15 protein-coding genes are annotated in these 23,076 nt (G+C 46.3%); 7 read left to right on the top strand and 8 right to left on the bottom strand.

Features of this window, described 5'->3' with window-relative positions; translation table 11 throughout:
* Nucleotides 1–5: 5 nt before the first annotated feature.
* The 4 genes from GO493_RS23155 to GO493_RS23140 all read right to left on the bottom strand — a co-directional run bounded on the left by GO493_RS23155 (nucleotide 6) and on the right by GO493_RS23140 (nucleotide 5,292).
* Nucleotides 6–2,543: an outer membrane beta-barrel protein gene (locus GO493_RS23155; RefSeq protein WP_157308612.1), complete on the bottom strand. Its 2,538-nt coding sequence runs from the start codon at nucleotides 2,541–2,543 to the stop codon at nucleotides 6–8.
* A gap of 133 nt (nucleotides 2,544–2,676) precedes the next feature.
* A complete protein-coding gene (locus GO493_RS23150; protein ID WP_157308611.1) occupies nucleotides 2,677–3,369 on the bottom strand; it encodes a response regulator transcription factor in 693 nt (230 codons plus the stop codon).
* Nucleotides 3,335–4,741, bottom strand: a complete 1,407-nt coding sequence (locus GO493_RS23145; protein ID WP_157308610.1) for a sensor histidine kinase — start codon at nucleotides 4,739–4,741, stop codon at nucleotides 3,335–3,337. Before GO493_RS23145 ends, GO493_RS23150 begins: the two co-directional genes overlap by 35 nt.
* 113 nt (nucleotides 4,742–4,854) lie before the next feature.
* Complete coding sequence (locus GO493_RS23140) at nucleotides 4,855–5,292, bottom strand: nucleoside deaminase (protein ID WP_157308609.1); 438 nt, start codon at nucleotides 5,290–5,292, stop codon at nucleotides 4,855–4,857.
* Between the two features lie 40 nt (nucleotides 5,293–5,332).
* Here GO493_RS23140 and GO493_RS23135 point away from each other — a divergent pair, with 40 nt between their 5' ends.
* Nucleotides 5,333–5,791, top strand: a complete 459-nt coding sequence (locus tag GO493_RS23135; protein WP_157308608.1) for a YhcH/YjgK/YiaL family protein — start codon at nucleotides 5,333–5,335, stop codon at nucleotides 5,789–5,791.
* Here the strand turns inward: GO493_RS23135 and GO493_RS23130 are convergent.
* Nucleotides 5,781–6,179, bottom strand: coding sequence for a DoxX family protein (locus GO493_RS23130; protein ID WP_157308607.1), 399 nt, complete (start codon nucleotides 6,177–6,179; stop codon nucleotides 5,781–5,783). The two genes, GO493_RS23135 and GO493_RS23130, sit on opposite strands and share 11 nt — an antisense overlap.
* A 269-nt stretch (nucleotides 6,180–6,448) precedes the next feature.
* Here GO493_RS23130 and GO493_RS23125 point away from each other — a divergent pair, with 269 nt between their 5' ends.
* From GO493_RS23125 to GO493_RS23115, 3 genes are all read left to right on the top strand, one after another.
* Nucleotides 6,449–9,724: a HEAT repeat domain-containing protein gene (locus tag GO493_RS23125; protein WP_157308606.1), complete on the top strand. Its 3,276-nt coding sequence runs from the start codon at nucleotides 6,449–6,451 to the stop codon at nucleotides 9,722–9,724.
* A 10-nt stretch (nucleotides 9,725–9,734) separates the two neighbouring features.
* A complete protein-coding gene (locus GO493_RS23120; RefSeq protein ID WP_157308605.1) occupies nucleotides 9,735–11,390 on the top strand; it encodes an SWIM zinc finger family protein in 1,656 nt (551 codons plus the stop codon).
* Nucleotides 11,391–11,850: 460 nt separating this feature from the next.
* Nucleotides 11,851–13,335, top strand: coding sequence for a reverse transcriptase family protein (locus tag GO493_RS23115; protein WP_157308604.1), 1,485 nt, complete (start codon nucleotides 11,851–11,853; stop codon nucleotides 13,333–13,335).
* A gap of 91 nt (nucleotides 13,336–13,426) precedes the next feature.
* Here GO493_RS23115 and GO493_RS23110 read toward each other — a convergent pair whose 3' ends face one another.
* The gene (locus tag GO493_RS23110) at nucleotides 13,427–13,786 is read right to left on the bottom strand and encodes a hypothetical protein (RefSeq protein ID WP_157308603.1); all 360 of its coding nucleotides are present in this window, start codon (nucleotides 13,784–13,786) and stop codon (nucleotides 13,427–13,429) included.
* A gap of 251 nt (nucleotides 13,787–14,037) precedes the next feature.
* Here GO493_RS23110 and GO493_RS23105 point away from each other — a divergent pair, with 251 nt between their 5' ends.
* Nucleotides 14,038–15,156 (top strand): cytochrome P450, encoded by a 1,119-nt coding sequence (locus GO493_RS23105; protein WP_198315805.1) that lies wholly within the window; start codon nucleotides 14,038–14,040, stop codon nucleotides 15,154–15,156.
* Between the two features lie 352 nt (nucleotides 15,157–15,508).
* On the top strand, nucleotides 15,509–17,302 hold the full coding sequence (locus GO493_RS23100) for an ATP-binding protein (RefSeq protein WP_198315804.1): 1,794 nt from the start codon (nucleotides 15,509–15,511) through the stop codon (nucleotides 17,300–17,302).
* Between the two features lie 50 nt (nucleotides 17,303–17,352).
* Here the strand turns inward: GO493_RS23100 and GO493_RS23095 are convergent, their stop codons facing one another.
* Entirely contained in the window at nucleotides 17,353–18,171 is an 819-nt protein-coding gene (locus tag GO493_RS23095; protein WP_394350746.1) for a terpene synthase family protein, read from the bottom strand.
* A 445-nt stretch (nucleotides 18,172–18,616) separates the two neighbouring features.
* Entirely contained in the window at nucleotides 18,617–20,242 is a 1,626-nt protein-coding gene (locus GO493_RS23090) for a hypothetical protein (protein ID WP_157308599.1), read from the bottom strand.
* A gap of 163 nt (nucleotides 20,243–20,405) precedes the next feature.
* Between GO493_RS23090 and GO493_RS23085 the strand changes: the two genes are divergently transcribed.
* A complete protein-coding gene (locus tag GO493_RS23085; RefSeq protein ID WP_232538984.1) occupies nucleotides 20,406–23,006 on the top strand; it encodes a M1 family metallopeptidase in 2,601 nt (866 codons plus the stop codon).
* The last annotated feature ends 70 nt before the right edge of the window (nucleotides 23,007–23,076 follow it).

Raw genomic sequence — 23,076 nt, 5'->3', positions numbered from 1 at the left:
TTTATTTATTTAGATGATTTAGCAAAATGACGAAGCTTACAGATGAGCGTCAGCATGTAATACCTGCCCAGCACATTATTCCGCCGGTCTTCCGTATACCCGTTGCGCGACAAACGGGAAAAACTGTTATTCTGGTTCAGCAGGTCCTGCACTTCCATTTGTAACGCATACCTCTTCCCTATATCTTTTGTAATACCGGCATTCAGCAATGACACAGTATTGTTATAAGCACTGCTCAACCCCGTTGTAGTATAACAATCAACCCCTGCATTAACACTTATCTTCAAGGGCAGGGACACAATGGCATCCAGCCCATAGTTAAGGAACCAGTACTCTTGCAGCAATGCCTCACTTTGACGCTTGTTCCAGGCAGTACTTCCTCTTGCTGTGATATTCAGCACATTCCCGATATAGTAATTGAAATTGAAGTCTGGCGTTACACCCCATAGCCGTATCTTATCAGCAACAGCATTGAAATAACCGGGATACTGGTTATACGATATCTCAGCTCCTATCGTCAGACTGGCGCCATTATCATCCACAGGAACAGACCTTTCAGCATGCAGGCTTCCCATGAAGTTCCCGTTTGCATTAATTGGCAGGATCACCTGCCTCCCGCTGTTATCAACGCTATACTGATCAGTGAACTGGTTTCTTACTGTGGATAGCCGCAACTGTATATTGGTGAACGTATTTCTGTAAACATCGGCCAACAGGTAAGCCAGTGTAATGGAATGGTTAACAGCTTGCTTTAAATCAGGATTCCCTCTCCTCGTATAAAGCGGATCAGTAATATCTTCCAGCGGGCGTAGCTGACCAAACCCCGGTAAGGTGCTCTGTGTATTATAATACAGGGAAAGATTACGCGATTTTGAGAACCGGTATCTGGCATAAACATGCGGCAGCAGGTTATGATATCTGCCATCTATCTCATATCCCTTATAACCTGAACGTGTATTAAGTTTGCTGCTTTCAAACCCAATACCGGCTGTGTAGTTGAATCGCTTGTATTTACCCGCAAATGCTACATCTGTCAGTGCTTTAAAGGTATTGCCGGAGTAAATATCGCTGTACCGCTCATCTTCAAGATCATACCTCGCTGAAGCATGATTGAAGTTATTTGCGAGCTGACGATAGTTACCCCGGTTGATATCCAACCTTTCCGTAAGCTTTAATGCAAGATGAGAGGATAGCTGTTCAGTATAAATGATAGTACTGTTCACAGTATAATTCTCTGAGATTCCCTTTGTCTGCTGGTCAATACTGTCTCTTACCTCATCCTGGCCAATATTATAATACCTGTTTTTTGAATAGTTCAGGGAAAGATTGTCCATCTTAAAATAACCAGGAGTAAGGGTGACAGACAATGTCCTGCCAGCCCTCCCAAAACGATGCCTGTACAGGATATCAGTGCTTGCATTAGTACTCTTGCTGTTACCGGTCAGCTCCTGACTTCCCCTGTTCAGTAACTTTCCATCTGTTGCAGAAGAACTGTATTCCCGGTTGCTGGTATTCTCGGTAGTGTTGTACAGAAAAACTGGAGATACCTTCAGGGAATAATTACTATTCAGCCTGATATCAAGGCTCCCGTTGGCCCGGTGATTGATATTTTCCTGCGATGTCCTTCCCCGCTGCAGGTAATTATAAGCTGTATCCGGCAGCTGATAATGACGGGCATAATCAAAATTGTTCTGTGTAGTAAAACGGTTATAGAAATAATTGCTGCGCAGTTTGAGGTCGTCTCCCCGGTTATTGTTGTAATTAACGCCGCCGTATTGTGTATTATTCAGCCCTTTGGCTCTTGATAGCTCTGCCTTTTCAGCCGGATCATCTGTATTGATCTGCACCCCTTTCATCTTACTGAGCTCAGAAATAGCAAATGAAGGGAGGTTGTTGAACATCTCAGGATTATTGCTCAGCATCTTTATGAGCTCTGATGCAGAGAAACCTGTTTTATTAACGTTATTGGCTTTGAACAGCAGGGATACCTGCTGCTCTCCTATAAAACTGTTAATATTAAGCCCTGCTTCATACCTGCCATTACTCCCTGCCCCGGCAGATATATTCCCGAAATATCCTTTCTTACGGTCTTTCTTTGTAATGATGTTGATGGTCTTTGTTTTGTTGCCATCATCTATGCCGGTAAACTCTTCCTGGTCACTCATTTTATCCAGCACTTGTATCTTACTCACCATATCTGCCGGCAGGTTCTTAGTTGCTATAGATGGATCATTACCGAAGAATTCTTTTCCATCTACAAGCACTTTGCTGACCTTCTCTCCCTGTGCAATAATATTCCCTCCCTTATCTACCTTTACACCGGGCAGTTTCCTGAGCAACTCTTCCACAACTGCATTCTCTCTTGTTTTAAAGCGGGAAGCGTCATATTCCACCGTGTCTCCTTTCATTCTGACAGGTGGCTTGCTTTCTACTATTACTTCTTTTAACGCACGTACTTTAAGAGTATCCCTGGTTTGGGAAAAAGCCTGGCTGATAGATAGGATAATGAATAATATAGCACAGCCGGTTGTAAAAGATCGCATAGTCCTCCTGGTTTGTTGACTATGCAAAAGTATCTGGTGCTGTCACGGCTTTGGGTTAATAAACCTTGGTATATAGTTAACAAATGTTAACCGGGCTAACCACCTCTCTCAAAAAGACCGCTGTCAAACCCACTCAATAAACAAGCTTATACCCCAACCCCCTCACATTCACCAGCTGCACAGAATCATCATGCTGCAAATACTTCCTCAGCTTACTGATATACACATCCATATTCCTCCCATTAAAGAAATTATCATCTCCCCATATCTCCAGTAGTATATTCTTTCGGTGCGTGATCATATTCGGTTTCGCCGCCAGCATTTTCAGGAGATCTGCCTCCCGGAGGGATAAACGTATCAGCTCCTTCTCATGCCTCAGTTCCTGCCTGTTATGATCAAAGGTATAGTTCCCCAGCAGGTAAACTCCTGTAGTATTCCTGTTTCCAGTAGCCGCAGGCAAACTACGCTTCAGCAATGTTTTTATTCTCAGTATCAGCTCTTCCAGGCTGAAAGGCTTCTTCATATAATCATCCGCGCCGGTTTGCAGGCCGTTGATCACATCTGTGGTCTCACTTTTGGCAGTAAGGAAGATGATAGGTGTTTGTTCATCCACAGCACGAATATCCTTCACCAGCGAAATACCATCCTTGCGTGGCATCATGATATCTATGATACAGACATCCGGCCTGAACGAAAGATAATGTTCCCACCCCTGCACGCCATTTATAGCATGAGAGATATGGAAACCATTCATTTCCAGGGTTTCTTTCACTACCCCTGCCAATATCACTTCATCTTCTACCAGCAGGAGCTTGATCTTTTTCATTCTTCGGTATTTGAAATGTAAACGTTGTGCCTTCTCCGGGAGTACTGTCAACAGATATATGACCATTCATCTGCACCAATAGCGCCCTCACATGACTTAATCCAAGACCATAGCCTTTGGTATCAAGCCTGTCACCCTGTATCACCCTGTAAAACTTATCGAACAGGAACGGATAATGCTGCTTTTCAATACCATTGCCATTATCGGCAATAGCAAAACTGAAAGATGTAGGATGCTCTGTAACGCTGACCCTTACCCGTTTCAGCAACTTATCATTGTATTTTATGGCATTATCCAGCAGGTTCACCAGGATAGTATCCATTGCTTCCCTGTCTGTATAGATATAGGGCTGTGCAATATTGTAATGCATAGATATCTCCGCTTCCGGCTGATAAGCGAACCGGGCTACCGCTGTGCCAAGCAGCTCCTTTATAGAGATCTCTTCCCTGTATAACGGAAGCTGTGTCTGTTCCAGTTTTGTTAACTGCATGATCTTTTCTATAAGCCCCTGCAGTTTATCCAGTTCGTCTTTGGAATGACGCAGGTAACGTTCCGTTTTCTCCTTGTCATGCCTGCCATGGAAGGTCAGCAAAGACTCATTTGTGGCCTTCAGTATAGCTACAGGCGTCTTCAATTCATGGGTCACATGACTGATAAAGTCCCGTCTCATATTATCCAGCTTTTCCTGCTTCAGTATAATACGCCATAATATCCATATGCAACCGGTTATCAGCAGCGCAATAAACAGGGAAAGTATAATAGCGCTGCTCATTTTCTTCAGCAGGTAAAGAGTGATGCCTGTAAACTGTACTGCCACCACCTTATGCTGATTGGAAAGCGCCGGGTTAACCGTAACCTGCGGCTTTGCCCGTTTAATCTCTTTTGGAGTTACAAACAGTTGAAAAGGTATGGTGATCCCCTTTTTCCTGAACTCTTTCTGCAACAATACCCGGAGGCTGTCTTTATTGGGAGCGGCATTTGTAAAGGAAGTAAAGACAGTGGAAATAAAATGTGAATACGGCGAGGTATCTCCCATAGTCAGGTCTGGAGCATGAGAGGAATCTACACTGATAGTATCTGGTTGTGCGGCTGTAGCTACCTGTTTTTTGATTTTGGCGGAATCAGAATTTGTAACATTTACATTGACAGTGGCTTTAAAAACATAAGACTCCTCCTCCTCAGGACCGGAAAGTATCCTGACAGATTGCAATACAGACTGGTCATATGACTCCTTTACTATCTCTGTCACTGTAGCCAGGAAAGCTTCCTGTTGCGACAGGTAAGTCTGTCTCAGCCAGTAAAGCTGAAATAGTAATACTGTCAGTACAGCCGGTATAGCTATCCACCATATCCTTTTACTCACTTTCTTCATGTCCGCAAATTTAACCTTCTGCTGCCGGGCTTATACTTTTCTTTAACAATCATTAACGTTCATTAAGAATTAAACCTGCCGTATTTGCGGATACACTTTAATACCACACAGACCTATCTGCCTATATCCTCATTCCAGAGCTCCGGCCGCTTCTCTATAAACTCCCGCATCATCTCAATACATTCCTGGCTGTTTTCTACGATCACTTCCCGGTTATTTGCTTTCAGCAGGTCTTCCCCACCCATAAACGTCTGGTTTTCACCTATTACGACCTTCGGAATGCCATACAGCAGTATAGCACCCGTACACATCGGGCAGGGAGACAGCGTTGTATACAGCGTACAATCCTTATAGGTAGCCGCAGTAAGCCTGCCGGCATTTTCCAGCGCATCCATTTCCGCATGCAGTATGACGCTGCCCTTTTGTATCCTCCTGTTATGCCCGCGCCCTATAATATTTCCATTATGTACCAGCACAGACCCTATTGGAATACCGCCTTCATCAAGGCCTTTTAAAGCCTCTTCTATAGCGGCCATCATGAAATTGCTCATAACATTGGTTTTCTTTTCTAAGATATAACTATATTGCCGTATGATCATCGATACATTAAGGAACGCGGCATTATACGCCAACCTGGGCGCAAAATTCGTAAAGGCATTTGACTACCTGCAGCAGACAGACTTTTCAAAAGTAGCAAAAGGCAAATATGAAATTGAAGGGACAGATATCTTTGCCATTGTAAATGAATATGATACGATAGATACAGCGGGAGAACAAATGGAATCTCACAAAAAATACATCGACGTTCAGTATATAGTCAGCGGAGAGGAACTGATTGGCCATGACTTTCTGCGCAATCAATCCCCCTCCAGAGAATATGATGAAACAACTGATTTCATGCTGTTCGGAGAAACGCCTTCTTTCTTCTCAAAACTCGAAGCTGGTATGTTCGCCATCTTCTTCCCTACTGACCTGCACATGCCTAATATTAAAGTGAAGGACCCCGTTCCGGTAAAGAAAGTTGTGATCAAGATCAGCGTTACTTTCTGATAAGGTTATCCAGCGCGCAACCGTTGTATGATACATAGCTTAACAACAAGGCGAAGAAAGCCGCATGTACCAGCTGCGAGGTCAGCGCCTCCCAGTTCTCTATAAGAGTAGTGCCCAGGATAAGCAGTATCATAATAATCCCCCCGGCAATAAGTGAAAGGCGGGTGAACAGGCCCAGAATAAGTGTCAGTCCTACTACAAATTCAGCAATAGGTAAGGCATAGCTGAAAGGCGTAACCAGCGCGGAAGGAAGCATGGATTTTTCAAAACCCTGCACCATCCATGCACTGAACTTATCAAGCTTGGAAAGTCTTACCAGCCCGTGGCCAAACATGCTGGCGCCAATAGCCAGTCGCAGAAGCAGGAACGTAATTGTGTTGTTGATCATTGTATATGGGTTTACTTATTTGATACAGCAAATATCGTTGACCGGAAGCATCAGCTTCCTGTACGATGGCCATATTATTCTGTACTTTTATTGGATGATGAAGGAAAATCTATATCAGCCTTTTGAAGTTCGAATTTAAGGAAGTTACCGAATGGCAGGAAGCACCGCATCAAAATAACTTCTAAGAATATTTATAAACATTATTTTTTATAAATAAATAATTAAAATATGTTATTTTTAGCTCCGTTCTTTATAATGTTAGTTAGCTCATGCGATTTGTCAAACAAACCAGGCTTTTTTACAGGGAGGGGAATTCGGACAAAACTTATGAAATAGACCTATGCGAGGTTGGCCCCGGACAATATGTAGTAAACTTCCGCTATGGTAAACGCGGCAGCGCGTTGAAGGAAGGCAGCAAAACAGTAGCACCTGTTTCGCTGGCAGAAGCCACTGCAATATTTGATGCCCTTGAAAAGGAAAAGCGCTCAAAAGGATATTCCGGAGAAGAGGATGCCGGACCTGTAGCAGAATTCGTTGCCCCGGATGCTTCCGGGGTAGAAGGAGCCGCACAGCAGGCCATTCTCAAACGACTGGAATACGCTCTTAAAAGAAATTCAAAATTTAAGACCAGCTGGAAAACATCCCGCGTAATCTGGATGGCGGGCGAATTACGCCTGAAAGAGGCCGTGCCCTATATCACCAAACTGATAGAACGGGAAGACGCCATGCAACGCTATGCCTCCCTCTGGGCCTTAGGCCGCTGTGGAGATAATACAGCCGTTCCCGTATTACACGCCTACGCAAACAACCAGGCATACCCATATTACCAGCGCCAGATAGCCAGCAATTCCATGTTGCTGCTCATGACGCCGGAAGAGGCAGACGTCTATTTAGAACAATACCGGAAAATATTACCACTCCCCTTCCAGGAAGCTATCAATAAAGATAACAGGCAGGAACTGCTGCAATTGCTGAGAGACCAGGTAGGCACCCTGATCTCCCCCTCTTATCCTGTACTGGAAGAGCTGTACATAATAGCATACCGCGTACCGGTAGTAAAACAGGTGCTGGTAGAATTCCTGTCAACGTTACCCTTTAAACCTAATTACTTCCAGCACATCCGCCACATCTTCAAACAGGCAGAACTCCGTGACGATCATGAGATGTTTGGCATACTGGGCGCCCGCTTTGAGCGTGAACCGGAAATGTTCAGGCACAAAAACTGGACAGCATATGAAGGATATTCGCCCGAAATTTACGTAGAGGCATTACAGTCTTATATAAGCACAGCAAAAGAGCTGAAGAAGCCCGGCAGCAGGATCGCTTACTCCAATAAAACCAGGCACTACCTGAGGAACCGCGTGCTGAGAAGATTGAGAAAATTAGGCGAAGCTGAAGATATCCAGTACGTAAGGCTTGCAACAGCCCTGCTGCTGCAATACGATGCAGCGCTCAATAACGTACCGGAACGCTACGCCAGGACCATGCGATATGACTACTCAACAAGGTCATATACCACACTGGAAAAATATTATCCTGCCAACGCAGAAGCCGTATACCTGCATTATATCCTTTCAGGCAACAGGAAAGATTACCAGCTGATAAACGGTGGCATGGGCTGGTATATTAAACAGGATACCACTCAGGAACAAACGAACCAGGCGCTTAAAAAGGAGGACGGTTTACTGAATAAATTGGCCAGCCTGCTCCGTGGCGGAAAAAAAGACGACAGTCAGCCAAAGGAATCTGCTGAGAAGACAACGAACGATAGCCCTGCGCCTTTTGCACATCTCTGGCGCAAATTGCCCCAGGCCTTTATTCAGCTGCTGGCTAAAGCACGCATGGAAGAGATCCATGTATTTGCACTGACAGAACTGACATCCCATCCGGATTACACCGCTCTCCGGCAAAAGATGGACGTATCACTGATCACTGCCCTGCTCAGGAATCCCTTCCCTATCCCTCAGCGATATGGACTGGAGCTGGCAAAAGAGAAATACGATCCCAACACTCCTTCCATTTCTCTTGTGCTGGCCCTCATAGGCAGCCCCTGGGAAGAGGCCCGCAGCGTAGGTATGGATTGGATGACCGGAAGGCCGGATGTTTACTTCGCCTCTGCCGATTTTGTAAAGGACCTGATCTTCTCCCCTTATAAAGACATAAGGGCATTTGCCGGTAAACAACTGGAAAAAACACCAATTACTGGCGATAACGCCAGGCTGATAGTTGGCAAGGCTATCGCCCACCTGCTTTCCTTCCGCAATGCAGACAAAACCACGAACGATTTCCTGACAGACGGATGCAGCCTGCTGGAATGGAGCTTTGGCCCCACCCTGAGCAGTCTGGACTTCCCATTGATAGAAGAGCTGCTGAACAATCAACTGCCTGCTGCACAGGCATTTGCAGCCCGCCTGCTCCTGCTCAAGAAAAAACAGTTCAATCTCAATCACATACCCGATAGCTTACTCTTACGCTTACTCGAAAATACCTATCAGCCGGTTAGAGATGCAGGTACAGCCGTACTTTCGGCTATCGGTGACGAAGAATTGTCTAAACGCCAGGGGCTGCTGCTATACTGTTGTACAACATCCTATACAGACCTCCGTAACGGTATCAGACCGGTATTGAAAAGATTGGCAACTGCCTATCCCCGGCTGGCAGTAACACTGGTCAATGAACTGGTGCCATTGCTGATGAGAAAGGAAACATCAGAGATGCTCCATGAAGACATCGCCGGTATTCTCAGCAATGAACTGGTAGAACACCTGCACGATATAGACCAGGCCTCAGCATTACGCTTACTCTATTCCAACTACCGCCCCGCTCAGAGATTTGGGGTGATAATACTGGAGAAATATATACCTGCGGATCAGCTTACCTTGAAGCAGGTCATAGCTACCGGCAATCATGAGCTGCTGGCAGTAAGGGAATGGTGCTGGCGCTTCTTTGAACAGTATGTTGCCCGCATCCGCTATGAAAGAGATGACGCTATTGCATTGCTGGATGCCACCTGGGATGATACCCGTGCCTTTGCCATGAAATTCTTCCGTGAACAGTTCCAGGAAAATGACTGGTCGCCGGAAACACTGGTTGCCATCGCAGATAGCGTAAGACCGGAAGTCCAGGCTTTTGGCCGTGAGCTGCTCACCCGCTTCTTCCGCCAGGAAGAAGGACCGTCTTACCTCATGAAGCTGAGCCAGCACCCTGGAGTAGCCATGCAGCTTTTTGCTACCAACTACCTGGAACAATATGCTACCGGCAACCTGCCCTACCTGAAAGAACTGGAACACTACTTCAGATCTGTACTGTCAAGGGTTAACAAGGCCAGGATAGCCAAAGAAAGGATCTTCAGCTTCCTGGAAAAAGAAGCCCTGCAATCGGCCGAAGCAGCTGCTTATATAGGTGGTATCATCGCCGATATCTCCGCAACAGTATCCATAGGAGATAAAGCGCGTTGTATCACCATCATGCGGAATATCCATCAACGCTATGAAGGAATGTTCCTGCCTGTAAGATTCATGGAAATCCCTGTGAAAAGATCTTAAACCCTGGAAAATGTTATTTAACTATAAATATAGCGGACACACACAGGTATACAGCAATGCTACTGCCGCCGGCATCTCCTTTGCGCCGGATATCTACCGCGAACCCACTTTCTTTGCAGGAAAACTGCGTAAGAAGATCGCTTTCCGCGAAGCTATCTCCGCCCTGCATGACGTCGTAGTATCCGATCTGCGCTTCAAACCAAAGGATAAAACAGCGTACAAAGAATGGGCTGCACAACAGGAAAGTATCTGGCTGGCAGAAGCAATGGGACAATACGATGCCGCCGCGGCAGATGCCCGCATCAAAGCCCTGCAGGTAGAGCTGACAGATGTACAGAAGGAAAAGGATCGTGTGATGGCCCCGTTTTATAAAGCACGCAAAACCTATTTCGATTACCTCTACCAGAAAGACAGAGATGCCTGGTTCGTACTCGACCCCGTGATCAGCGTACACCCGGACGAAATATTCTTCGAATGCTTCAGCCAGGATGAATCCGCATACGGCAAACTGAGCGCCAGTTACAACGTATTCAAAGAAGTAAATGAATTTAAATGCGGTACTACCAACATCGATTACTCCGCAGCTTTATACAATGAATTCCAGAAGATAAGGGACTATAAGGAGACTTCCTTTACCGTAGATCCCGGCGGGTTCTCTGTTCAGACCACCAGGGAAGAAATGTTCCGGGAAGTCAAGATAGACCTGCCCGACAGCTGGGTACGCGGCTTCCTCCAGGTTAGTTCCGCCATGACGCTGCCGGCAGCAACATTTGACCTCCACCCGATGGATGTTTACAACTTCTGCCTCTGGCTGCGCCGCTTCAAAGAAAAGAAAGGCCCACGCTCCATCCGTTTTGTACTGGAACCAGGCAAACCGGTAAAGGCCATCTTCGAGCCCTGGAACAAAGAGATTACCTGCGCAAGGTCCATCTATACTGGTCCCCAACGCCGCGAGATCCGCATCTGGGGCCGCAGGCGACTGCTCATCCTGGAACGCCTCATCCCCGTGGCTAAGAAATTTACCGTTCACCTGACAGGTAACGGACTGCCCTCATTTTATGTGGCAGACCTGGGAGATATGCAGTTCACCCTCGGACTTTCAGGATGGACAGCGAACGACTGGTCACGCTGCGGACAGTTTGACCTCATGGCTCCCCGCGCAGCTATCGACGATGTTTCCAAAATAAAAATATACAATGACCTGCAGCAGAACTGGATGGGCCGCCCTGACGAGATTGCAGCCCGCACAGGCCTGACCAGGGCCGCCGTACTGGCAGCACTGGGTATCTGCACTCAGGCCGGTAAAGTGATCTATGATCTGCACACAGGATATTACCGGCTCAGAGAACTGAGCCGCGAACCACTGCCGCTGGATCAGCTGCGCTTCTCCAATCCTAAAGAAGAAAGCGCTACCCGCCTGGCAGATGAAGGCAAAGTCACCTTCGCCGAAAAACTGGTGCCCGGTGTAGGCTTACAGCTGGAAGGCACAATACCCGCACACCGGCGTTCATACCATCCCGTTATAGTGATAGACGGAGATGAAAGACTGAGCACAGGACATTGCGATTGCAGCGATTACATCGCCAACAAACTCCATAAAGGCCCGTGCGAGCATATGCTGGCATTGCGTATGGTGTTTGAAAAGAAAAAACAACATAACGGATAAACGGAAAAGTAGTAACGTGAAAGGGGCATGAGAAAATGATAGAAAAAATATGCAATATGTATTTGTTGTTTGCATAAAAGTCTCTATCTTTCGTGTCAGAAAAGAATAGTATCTCCGACACTATCTTTAAAGAAGTTCTTTGTAAAGAGGAAATGATTGCACTTGCGCCCGTAACAGGGAAGAGTGATGCTTCGTCACTCAGGTAACATGACTATACATGCTTCACTAAATGCAATCTTTACTTTGGGCGGGGCACACCTACCAGTGATTTACGGTAGAAGCCCCGGGGGCTATAAATCACCGGTAGGTGTGCCCCGCCCTGGAGTTGATTGATTTAGTCAAAGGCTTGCACGAAGGGCCGTTTCCTCTTTACATTGTTTCTCTCCCCACTCCCCTTTCTGCTGCTACCCCGCTTATCCATTTCAACAGACTAAATTATCAGTACTAAAGCCATAAAATTATGACAGGTTTGACCCGTCAGGAACTGTATGACAGGATACGTTCTTCCACCAGAGATGAAGTGATCCTGGAAGAAATGAAACGCTTGGGCTTCTGGGCGCGTAGCACAGGCGCCCCCAGCTTGTCGGAAACATTGATCCGTAAAGAAAGCGAATTACGCCGTGAGCTGAATAAGCTGATGGAAGAAAAAGCACGTTACCGCAACAAAGAGAAAATACTGAACGATCTGCGTAAGAAGCGGATGATGGACGCAAAGGCAAAACGTGCAGAAACCAAACAGCGTAATGAAGAGAAACGCCGGGAAAAGGCCGCCGCCTGGGCTGCAGAGAAAGAACGGAGCGTTGTTTACCTCGGAGAAGACGTTTCCGCAGGACTGAATAAAACATTCTCAGATATCACCCGCCTGTCAGCTGCAGGATTACCCATATTACATGATGGCGTTGGCCTGGCAGCAGCAATGGGCATTACATTAGGCAAACTTCGCTTCCTCTCCTACAACAGGAAAGTAGAGGAAGTTTCCCACTACAAACGCTTCTATCTCCCTAAAAAATCAGGTGGCCGCAGGTTGATATCTGCCCCCATGCCACAACTGAAAGCAGCACAGTACTGGGTCCTTCAGAATATATTGTATAAAATACCCGGCAGCCAGTCCGCGCACGGCTTTATTCCCGGCAGGTCTATTGTCACCAACGCACAGCAACACGTAGGAAAAGATGTTGTGATCAATATTGACCTGCGTGACTTCTTTCCCACCATCGTTTACAAACGTGTGAAAGGAATGTTCTGTAAGCTTGGATACAGCGAACAGATAGCCACTATACTGGCCCTGCTCTGTACCGAACCGGAAAGAGACCAGGTGATGCTTGACGGGAAAGAATATCATGTAGCCAATACCAACCGCCACCTGCCACAGGGAGCGCCCTGCAGCCCAGCTATTACAAATATTATCTGTTACCGGCTGGACAAACGTTTTGAAGGCCTTGCAAAGAAATTCAATTACACCTACACCCGTTATGCAGACGATATGACCTTCTCAACCAGTGGTGAAACAGCCGGTAAAGCCGGACAGCTGCTGTGGGCAGTAAAGAAAGTAGTGAAAGAAGAAGGATTTACCATCCACCCTGACAAGCTCAAGGTGATGCGCAAAGGTGATAAAAAGGAAGTAACTGGTATCGTGGTAAATGAAAAAATGAGCCTTGACAGAACTACTCTCAGAAAATTCCGGGCATTGCTGCACCAGGTATCAGTTTCCGGCTTCGCAGGTAAGAAGTGGGGCAATGGAAATATTGTAAGCAGCATGGAAGGATATATCAACTACGTGCAGATGGTGAAGCCCGAAACGGGAAAACAGCTGAAAGACAAATTTCGTTTACTGCTGAACAGGAAAGATATCAAAGCAGATCTGCCGGAAGCACCTAAAGAGGTCTTACCAGACACCTCTCTTCCCGATCAGAACAACGATAAACCCTGGTGGGACGTGGTATAAAGCCAGCTGATCTCACAAAATTCAGCTGCGCATTCCCTCCGGCAAAAAAAGCTTTCACCTGCCGTGAAAGCTTTTTTTACACCCCATCTCACTACTTAAACGGACGCATATCTACAGCCGTATCATTCCTGTAATAAGTCCCCAGCTGCCTGCCGCCCTTCTCATCATAAGTAATAGTAGGCCCATGCTTTTTCTCCCCCTTATAGAACTGTATGGCAGCCAGCTTCCCGCCGTAATTGAACACCTTGACATAAGTAAGGGAAGTATCTTTCCTGTGTGTGTAGAGCTCTGTCCGGAAATACACGCCCCCATTCCCCTCCTGGGAAGAAGTCAGCCCATAAGCGGTCGTATCTGTTAACTCATAAGGATCATTGCTGTGCCTGGATGCAGTATTGCCACATGAACAGCATATGATAAGACATGCGGTAATGGTTGGTAAGTGGAATCTCATTTGGGATATATTAAAGAGGCAATCTATTGTATTTCAGGGGGATTATAACCGGGAAAATGAATTCATTAACAAGGCATTAACTAATTCCTCTTAACATTGAACTATTTTAGAGCCATATGTGTTAGTTAGAAAATACCAGGACAATACTAATGTGACTGTTTTGATCTTATCTTGTTCTATTCACGCTATTACAACTGATTTTCTGTATGACTCCTTCAAGCTTGACGGCTCCCTCTGCATGGTTTCAACAAATGCAAATCGAAAATCCTGTTTACTATGATGCTTCATTTACATTTTATTTCGGCGGACAGGGAGCCTGGCAGGTGTTCCGGCACAAAGATGTGCAACGTGTCCTGAGCGATTATGAGGTATTCTCTAATGAATACATGCCCAAATCTGACGATAACCTCCTTGGCAGCAACCTGAACCAGACAGATCCTCCCCGGCACAGACAGCTGAGAGCCCTGATCAGCAAAGCCTTCGCCCCTTCCATGGTGGCACAGATGGAAACATGGATCAGAAAGGAGTGCGAAGAACTGCTCAACTCCTGCCTGGAAAACGGAGAAATGGACTTTGTAAAGGAATTCTCCATTCCCCTGCCCGGAAGGGTCACTGCCCAGCTGCTGGGAGTACCCAACCAGGACCACGATCAGGTCAACGCCTGGATCAATGCCATTGCCAGCGATCCAGCCGTAATAGGAATGGAAGCCTATTTTCAGGCGCAGCAGGAAATGGGGAAACTGTTCATGACATTATTGGAAGAAAGGGCCCGGGTACCACAACAGGACCTTATCACCCACCTTCTACAGGCAGAAATAGATGGGGAAAGGCTTAGCCCTGCAGATACACTGGCCTTCTGCATAGCACTGCTCATTGCAGGCAATGAAACCACCAATAGTTTCCTGGCCAACGCCATGTATAATTTTGCAAGCATGCCTGAAATACAGGCCCGCCTTGCTGCTAATCCGGCAGATATTCCTCTGGCTTTGAATGAAGTACTTCGCTTTGACCCACCCGTACAGAGCATGTGCCGCATTGCCAGACAGGATGTGGTGCTGGAAGGACATCAGATCCGCAAAGGAGACCTGGTCAATGCCTGGCTCTCAGCGGCAAACCGGGACCAGACAGTTTTCCCGCACCCCGATGAATTTAATATGTACCGTGATAATGGAAAGATACTCAGCTTTGGCTATGGCGCACATTATTGCATAGGGGCAATGCTGGCCAGGCTGGAAACGAAAATAACTTTTGAAACAGTATTTAGTAAAATGTACAATATACAGTTAAAGCCTGGGGTGCCTCCCACGAGGAACCCCAGCACTATTGTATCCGGATTTCAGCATTTACCATTGATATTTGAACAAAAATAATATGAGCCGTTTCGAGCCTCGGTCAGGCTCTGGTTCAAGGGGGCAATTATAAAAACAACTATCAGCAAAATTCCGTTTGGCCGCAGGCCAAACCAAAAAAGTACCATCAGATAAAACACCGGTTTGGCCCGCAGGGCCAAACCCATAAAAAAATATCATCAAACCGGATATACTATGTATATATATCCGAATGTACGTAAATTGCAGTTGGAACCTGGCCCCAATCGCTATTCTGCAATGTAATCAACAAACTGTATCTGAATTCGAAAAATCGGATGGAATAATTGTACAAGCAGGGAAACCTGATACAATCCCATTGAACAGATGTTCCGTAAAAGTAAAAGATCGGTGCATGAACCTACTACAACGAATTGTTACTACTGGCTGCAATGACTCTCTGCATGAGGACAAGAAACGTTCAATCCGCATAGTGAACACAATCTGCCTCACCACTGCATCTATGTCTATTGCATTTAGCGCCTGCTGTTATTTCCTTACCGGCAAAGAGAGCATAGTTGCACCGGCAATGATCGAAGCCGCATTGCTGCTAAGCATCATCTTCCTCAACTACCTTGGCAGATATACCGCTGCTGTAATAGCCCTCATACTCGTTAATAACGTTACAATACAGTATTACAGCGCTGTAATGGGAAGAGTAACGGAAGTCCACCTGCTTTTCATTTTCCTGGTGGGTCTCTCCATGCTGCTCTTTGAAACAGCAAAAATGAGAAGATTAGGTATAGGCATAACCATCTTCTGTTTCCTGCTCGGAGAGATCAACATGTACAATGGTTTCATTACCCCTGAAACACCGGTAGATGAACACTCCGCCACACAATTTGTTATCAGGTGGGTAACCATTCCAAGTATACTCCTGCTGGACCTGATGGTCATCTATTATTATGTAAAGAACGTAGATCGCCTGCAGAAGCGCGAAACAGAAATGGTGCAGGAAATGCTGAAGAAAGTTGAAAGACATAACAAGGAACTGGAACTCCTCACCGCCCAACTGGCCAAAGCTACAGACGCCAAAACAGTATTTGTAAGAGAAACCAGTCACGAAATACGTACTCCCCTTAACGCTATTTTCGGCATCAGCCAGTTGCTGCAACTGAAAGCTGAACAGGAACACACGCTCGCCCCTGTTAAACAGCTCATAGATCATCTGTACGCGGCCAGTTACAATACCCGCGAAATCATCAACAATGTGCTTGAATTTTCAAGGATAGAAGCCGGTAAGCTGGATACACCCCAGCCGGCCGCCTTTAACCTGCAGGATTGGATAGAAGGCATTGTGAACATGCATCAGTATGTAGCCAACGTAAAAATGGTGAAGATCAGGTATAGGATAGCCGAAAACATGCCGGAAATGATCATCTGCGACAGGATACTGCTCAGTAAAACACTGAATAACCTCCTGTCAAACGCCATTAAATTTACCTGCCAGGAAAGTGAAGTACAGCTGCGCATATCTGCGGAGAATGATAACTGGCAGCTGGAAGTAACAGATGAAGGAGAAGGTATCAGTCCCGAAAGACAATCCACTATATTCGACGCCTTCGTTACCGAAAGGAATATCTTTCTCGAAGGCACAGGCCTGGGACTGCACATTACCCGGCATCTGATCACCATAATGGGTGGTAATATAAATGTGCGCAGCGTCCCGGGAAAAGGTACAACCTTCACGGTTACACTGCCTCTGCTCACTGTTGCAGCAAACGGTGCTCTCCGCGGCATACATGAAGAAGAACAATTCATCCACCTCAGCCATACTTCCATACTGATCATCGAAGATGATAAAATGAGCCAGATGATCCTTTCAAGATTCCTCTGCGGACTAGGCAGCAGGGTTATGCAGGCTGAAGATGGTGTACAGGGGCTCCTGCTGGCAAGAGCTTCCAGGCCCGATATCATTATTCTCGATTCTCATATTCCCGGTATGAGCGGAAAAGATACACTGGCGCAGATCAGGAAAGATCCCTTACTGAAAAATATCCCTGTTATTATAGCTAGTGGAGATGCTTTCAAAGAAGCCAGCGAAGAAATGCTGCTGGCAGGCGCCAATGAGTATATGGTAAAACCAATAGAGTTTAAAGCATTACACGCTACACTGACTAAATATCTACAGGCAGGGGCCCACCCCTGATCCCCCCCTATGTTACGTGACCGGGATGGGCGTCCCCCTGTCAGCCATTATCAGGCCGTTTCAAGCATGGTAAAATGATACCGCTCCGTATCCTTCGTACTCCAGTCTATATTTCCTTTCATCATAATGGATAAGGCATGTATATACCTGCTCAACTGTAGATCTGTGGACATATTGAATGATGGCAATTCCTGTGCAAGCGTCTCGAACTGTTTAACCTGTTCATCATGAATATTTACTGCTGCTGTAATGGCTTCATCAATAGAACAGTCCCTGTTGTTCCTGATCAGCATTACAAGATTCATTTCGTCCCCCTGCTCAAGTTCCTTGTTAAAAGAGAAAAGATCATTTGCCCAGCAGATAGTATTGCTGCACAGCTGGATCAGCCGCTGCACCTTACCATCCAGGAAAACATAATCCGGCAAACAAAATCCCTCTATCGCTTCAAGCAGATATGCAAAAAAACTGGCCCCGCTGAAGATAGGTCTCCACTTCATATATTCTTCAACTGAAGGCAACTGTGATCGGTTAACATTCTCAATTCTCCATAGGTTAGCGGCAAAAGCCTGTTGCAGGCTCTCTATAAATCTTACTTGCCAGCCAAGGTTTCCAAGCTTCCGGATCCTTCTCCAGAAGTCGCTGACTGCGCTCAGTACAGGCCCTCCCTTTTCTAGTGTTACAATGCTGTTACGTTTCATAATACCGATGAGCGCGTGTACAAGCCGTTCAAACTGTATGCTCTGTTTAATACCGGCAGAGTCATCCGAATGTTCATCAAACTGATCATCCAGTATGAACAACAGTGTGTTAAGATCGGCCGCAATACTCAATGCATGCGGCTCTGCGGTGGGAAACATTCTCGCTACCATCCAGGTAAACTTTTGTCTGTGATAATATGACCAGACTTCCTCTGAAGGAACAAGCCTGTACTTTTTAACCCAATTGGTAGTGTGTTTGTCTGATTTTTCTACGTGAGGATTCAACTTTGACGGAAATGGGCAATAAAGGCCCGGCAATTGCTGAGTGTACATCATAATCAGATTAGTTTTGTGAGTGAGTAAGAACGAACACTACACATAGGGGGGATGTGTGTATCACATGACAAATGTAAATGGGTATCTTATTGCATATGCCTCCCGACAGGAAATACGGGCATTTAATGAATATACATTTTTATTCGCAAGACAAAAAACAAACATCGCAAACTCAATCCCCTCCCTAAAAAGCCGCGCAGCGCTCCCCACAAAAAAACGCTTTTGCCGAAGGCAAAAGCGTTTTTTTGTGCAACTTTCCCGCTCTATAATAGCAATCTTATCAGAATGAAACCCACGCTATTTGCGCTTTTCTCTCCTCACCTTTCCTCGTGATCATGATAGTAACATAAGTAGAACTTGCTTCTCCATAATCAGACGAACCCAGCATACAATAATATCCTTTAAACGTCTCCGGTGTACCAAAAAGAAATAACCGCTCCTGTTGTTTATCATCACAACGGTAACACACCGCATTCGCCTCAGTCAGGTAACGCAACGGCCTTTTATCCAGGTACGTACCACCAGGATCAAGATACTGCAGGTAGTCATTGAAAATTATATAAGTACCTTTTGGCGTAGGAATATACTCGAAAGAAAGATACGGCGTTGTATTAAGCGCCTGTATCCGGTTACGGAAAATCCATTGTCCCTTTTTCTTCCTGTGCAGGTACAACGGCGAATAAGTACCATTGGCCACCTGCATTTTGATCAGCGCATAACCAGACTGTTCTGCACCCGTTGCATCCAGGTGAGACACACCTATATCATTCAGATTGGTATGCATCTTATTCCATGAATTAGTACCCGTAGAAGCAAACTCACTCATCGTTTCAAACAGTACAGTACTGCTGCCATCCTTATGCGAAAGCAACAGCTGCGGCTGACCGGAATACGGCCCTGTATACTTCATTTTTTGCTGTGCAAACGCACTTACTTTCTCCTTACGCAGATGCTTGTAGTGACGAAGCTCCAGCGTTGCAGCATCAATATAATTAATATAGGCGCCGGCGTTATCAGCTTCTCCTGTATTATTCAGTAACAGGTGTAAAATGTTGGTACCGGCAGCCCGTTGCAGGCTGGCATGCACATCTGCAAAGTTAGCGGTATATGAAAGAGTACGGTGAGCGAAAACACTGTTTTCCCTGCCTGCTGAAGAGATCACTACAATAGCGGCAGAATCCTTACTGCCTTTACGGTTACTCAACGCCGCCGTAGCAACATATACCTTCTCTCCTCCCTGTACGCTCATATCCAGGTAAGCATAATAATCATAAGGACTTCCCGGCATATAATAAGCAGCGCTGTGTATCAGCTTATGCTCCGGGCTGAAGTGCATGACCCTGATACGCTCTTCGGGCAGCTCTTTCCTTTGCAGTTCCCCACCGGCAAAAGAAGCAACAGCATAATAGTCGCTCTGCGCATCTTTTACCACATAAAAATCGTGCGATGAAAAATTATTCTGTACAGCTACGTCCCTGTGCAGTACAGTAGGCAGCTCGCCCAGCTTATCTTCCTGCACCAGTTTACCGGTACTGGCATCCAGTACCAACCGGTATAGGTTAGGTTTATATTTCACCAGTTGCTGCAAAAAGAGCACTATCTGGCCATTAATAGCATAAATACCATCTATCTCCGTATCATTAAGATTTTGTGCATCCCAGAGAGCGCCGGTCACGGTTTCCGTTGCCGCAACCGTATGTTGGGCATTGTAGATAGTAACCACTATTCCCAGTTTCTTATCAAAATGAAGGTATGCGGTATTGCCGTTAGGTAATAAAACGAGCTTGTCAAATCCGTCTCCCGGTTCAGGGAAGCTCTCGCTGAGCTGTACTTTAGGCGTTTGTGCAAATGCGTGGTTGGCAAACAGTAGTAACAACAGGATAAGGCCTGTGTAGAAATATTTCATAGGTTTTTGTGGTTCTGGGTGTAAATGTATAAATATTTTATTTAATCTTTATCTGCTCCTCTCCCCCCACCACCCATCAAAAAACAATTCAAACTGCTATACAACTTCTTTTATCCTTATTCCCCTTTTGTTATATTTATGACTATTTCCAAACATATCGTAAATGAATATCAACAAAATCCTCCTGCTTCCCGGCCTCCTTTTGATGTCCTGCATGCAGTCTGTCTTAGGACAAACCACATCAAAATACGACCAGCATGAAGCATTCAGCCCCCTGTTCTATCCGTCAAACGGCAATGAATACCGCAGCGCAACCGGCGCCCCAGGTCATAAATACTGGCAGAACAGGGCAGACTATGCCATTAACGTGACATTAGATACCGCCAAACACAGTGTAAGCGGTACAGTGAACATCTCCTATAAGAACAACAGCCCCGACGGCCTGCCATTCCTCTGGCTGCAGCTGGACCAGAACATTTACAAGGAAAATTCCCGCGGCGCCGCCACATCCGTAGTAACCGGCGGCCGCTTCGCCAACCGTACCTCTACAGACGGGTATAATATCAGGTCAGTGAATGTAACCGTAGGCGGTAAAAAAACAGAGATCAAATACCTGGTAACAGATACACGTATGCAGATCATTCTCCCGAAACCGTTACAGGCCGGGGGAGGTACCGCAAAGATCAGCATCGAATACTCCTATGATGTGCCCCAGTATGGTACAGACCGTACCGGCCGTCTGAAAACCAGCAACGGCTGGATCTATGAAATAGCCCAATGGTACCCGCGCATGGAAGTATATGACGACGTACTGGGCTGGAACTCCATTCCTTACATGGGCGCTTCCGAGTTTTACCTGGAATACGGAGACTTTGACTACACCATCACCGCTCCTGCAGGACTGGTAGTAGTAGGCTCCGGCGAACTGAAAAACGAATCCCAGGTGCTCACAGAGAACGAAAGAGCACAGCTGGCCAAAGCACGTAACAGCGACCAGACCGTAATGATCAAAGACAGCGCTGACGTAATAAAAACACCTGCCCGCACCGGTAACCTGACCTGGCATTTTGAATGTAAAAATGCCCGCGATGTTTCCTGGGCAGCTTCCAGGGCATTTATCTGGGATGCAGCCAGGATCAACCTGCCCAGCGGCAAAAAAGCCCTGGCCCAGTCTGTTTACCCCGTTGAAAGCGTGATGCGCCCTAACGGCTGGGTAAGATCAACAGAATTTGTAAAAGGTTGTATCGAGATCTATTCCAACCAGTGGTTTGAATATACCTATCCTGTTGCTACCAACGTAGCAGGCATTGTAGGTGGTATGGAATACCCCGGCATCGTTTTCTGCTCCTACAGAAGCTCCGGCAGCGGTCTCTGGGGAGTGACAGACCACGAGTTCGGCCATAACTGGTTCCCTATGATAGTAGGCTCCAACGAAAGAAAATACGCCTGGATGGATGAAGGCTTCAACACCTTTATCAACGACGGCTCCGGTAAAGTATTCAACAACGGTGAATTTTACCAGAAACAACAGGGGCAATCCATGGGCCGCGCCATGTTCGGCTCCGATCCCATCATGAGCACTCCTGATGTGATCCAGAGCAGCTACCTGGGTATTGCAGCTTATTATAAACCCGCTATGGGCCTTGGCATCCTGCGCGATTACATCCTGGGTAAAGAACGTTTTGAATATGCTTTCCGCACTTATATACAACGCTGGGCATTTAAACACCCAACTCCCTGGGACTTCTTCCGTACCATGGAAAATGCTGCCGGCGAAGACCTGAGCTGGTTCTGGAGAGGATGGTTCATCAACAACTGGAAACTGGACCAGGCAGTGAAAGACGTGAAATACGTAGGTGCCGATCCCTCCCGCGGTGCACTCATCACTGTAGAGAACCTGGAGCAGATGGCACTGCCTGTCATCGTAGCCGTTACTGACAGCAAAGGACAAACTGATACAGTAAAGCTCCCTGCCGAAGTATGGGAACGCGGTTCCACCTGGACATTCAGACATAATTCTGATTCCCGCATCACCAGGGTAGTGATAGATCCTGACAAAGCTTTCCCTGATATCGACCCTGTCAACAATACCTGGAACGGCGATATCAAAAAAGTACCTGCCTCCGTATCCGTTAAAGATATCCTGAACAGATATCTGCAGGCAATAGGCGGTGTAGAAAAGATCAAAGCGATCAAAGACCAGGCTACCGTAGCTACTGGTAATGTACAGGGCACTGATATCAAAATGACCAGGAAATATAAATCACCTGATAAATTCCTGCTTGACGTCTTCATCCCCGCCATGAACGTACATGCCAGCAAACTGGTGATCAACGGCGATAGTATCTCAGCTATACAGATGGGCGCTCCCATGCCGCTGAACGATGAAGCAAAAGCTGGTATCCGCGATAACCTGACACTGGTACCTGAACTGGGATACCTCGATAACCTTTCTAAAGTACAATTGTCACAGAATATTGTTACAGGTGACGATGGAAAAGAATCCTACATGCTTACCGTGTCCGAAGGCGACGAAGGTGGCGTGACAGAGCTTTACTATGATGTGACAACCGGCCTGAAAGTAAAAACCGTGAACCGTAACGGCGAACAGATCTCAGGTATAATTGAGTCCAGCGATTACCGGGAAGTCAATGGTGTCAAATTCCCCTATTTGCTGAAAAATAACCTGGGAGGCCAGCAAATCGACTTTAAAGTAACCGAGGTAAAGGTAAACAGCGGTTTAAGCGATTCCGACTTTAAATAAATTATTGCGCATAGCTCCCCTCAAAAAAAATAGCTTTCGCCACGGCGAAAGCTATTTTTTTTGAACAATT

Source organism: Chitinophaga tropicalis, from assembly GCF_009758205.1.
Lineage (GTDB): Bacteria > Bacteroidota > Bacteroidia > Chitinophagales > Chitinophagaceae > Chitinophaga > Chitinophaga tropicalis.
The sequence above is the reverse complement of the archived record's forward strand: the minus strand, read 5'-3'. Positions and strand labels throughout refer to the sequence as shown.

Excerpts from the sequence above, each read along its gene's own strand:
- GO493_RS23120 (WP_157308605.1), top strand. The coding sequence starts at position 9,735 with ATGTTATTTAACTATAAATATAGCGGACACACACAGGTATACAGCAAT.
- GO493_RS23125 (WP_157308606.1), top strand. The coding sequence starts at position 6,449 with ATGCGATTTGTCAAACAAACCAGGCTTTTTTACAGGGAGGGGAATTCG.
- GO493_RS23155 (WP_157308612.1), bottom strand. The coding sequence starts at position 2,543 with ATGCGATCTTTTACAACCGGCTGTGCTATATTATTCATTATCCTATCT.
- GO493_RS23130 (WP_157308607.1), bottom strand. The coding sequence starts at position 6,179 with ATGATCAACAACACAATTACGTTCCTGCTTCTGCGACTGGCTATTGGC.
- GO493_RS23135 (WP_157308608.1), top strand. The coding sequence starts at position 5,333 with ATGATCATCGATACATTAAGGAACGCGGCATTATACGCCAACCTGGGC.
- GO493_RS23145 (WP_157308610.1), bottom strand. The coding sequence starts at position 4,741 with ATGAAGAAAGTGAGTAAAAGGATATGGTGGATAGCTATACCGGCTGTA.
- GO493_RS23140 (WP_157308609.1), bottom strand. The coding sequence starts at position 5,292 with ATGAGCAATTTCATGATGGCCGCTATAGAAGAGGCTTTAAAAGGCCTT.
- GO493_RS23105 (WP_198315805.1), top strand. The coding sequence starts at position 14,038 with ATGCAAATCGAAAATCCTGTTTACTATGATGCTTCATTTACATTTTAT.
- GO493_RS23090 (WP_157308599.1), bottom strand. The coding sequence starts at position 20,242 with ATGAAATATTTCTACACAGGCCTTATCCTGTTGTTACTACTGTTTGCC.
- GO493_RS23100 (WP_198315804.1), top strand. The coding sequence starts at position 15,509 with ATGAACCTACTACAACGAATTGTTACTACTGGCTGCAATGACTCTCTG.
- GO493_RS23085 (WP_232538984.1), top strand. The coding sequence starts at position 20,406 with ATGAATATCAACAAAATCCTCCTGCTTCCCGGCCTCCTTTTGATGTCC.
- GO493_RS23150 (WP_157308611.1), bottom strand. The coding sequence starts at position 3,369 with ATGAAAAAGATCAAGCTCCTGCTGGTAGAAGATGAAGTGATATTGGCA.
- GO493_RS23115 (WP_157308604.1), top strand. The coding sequence starts at position 11,851 with ATGACAGGTTTGACCCGTCAGGAACTGTATGACAGGATACGTTCTTCC.
- GO493_RS23095 (WP_394350746.1), bottom strand. The coding sequence starts at position 18,171 with ATGGTAGCGAGAATGTTTCCCACCGCAGAGCCGCATGCATTGAGTATT.
- GO493_RS23110 (WP_157308603.1), bottom strand. The coding sequence starts at position 13,786 with ATGAGATTCCACTTACCAACCATTACCGCATGTCTTATCATATGCTGT.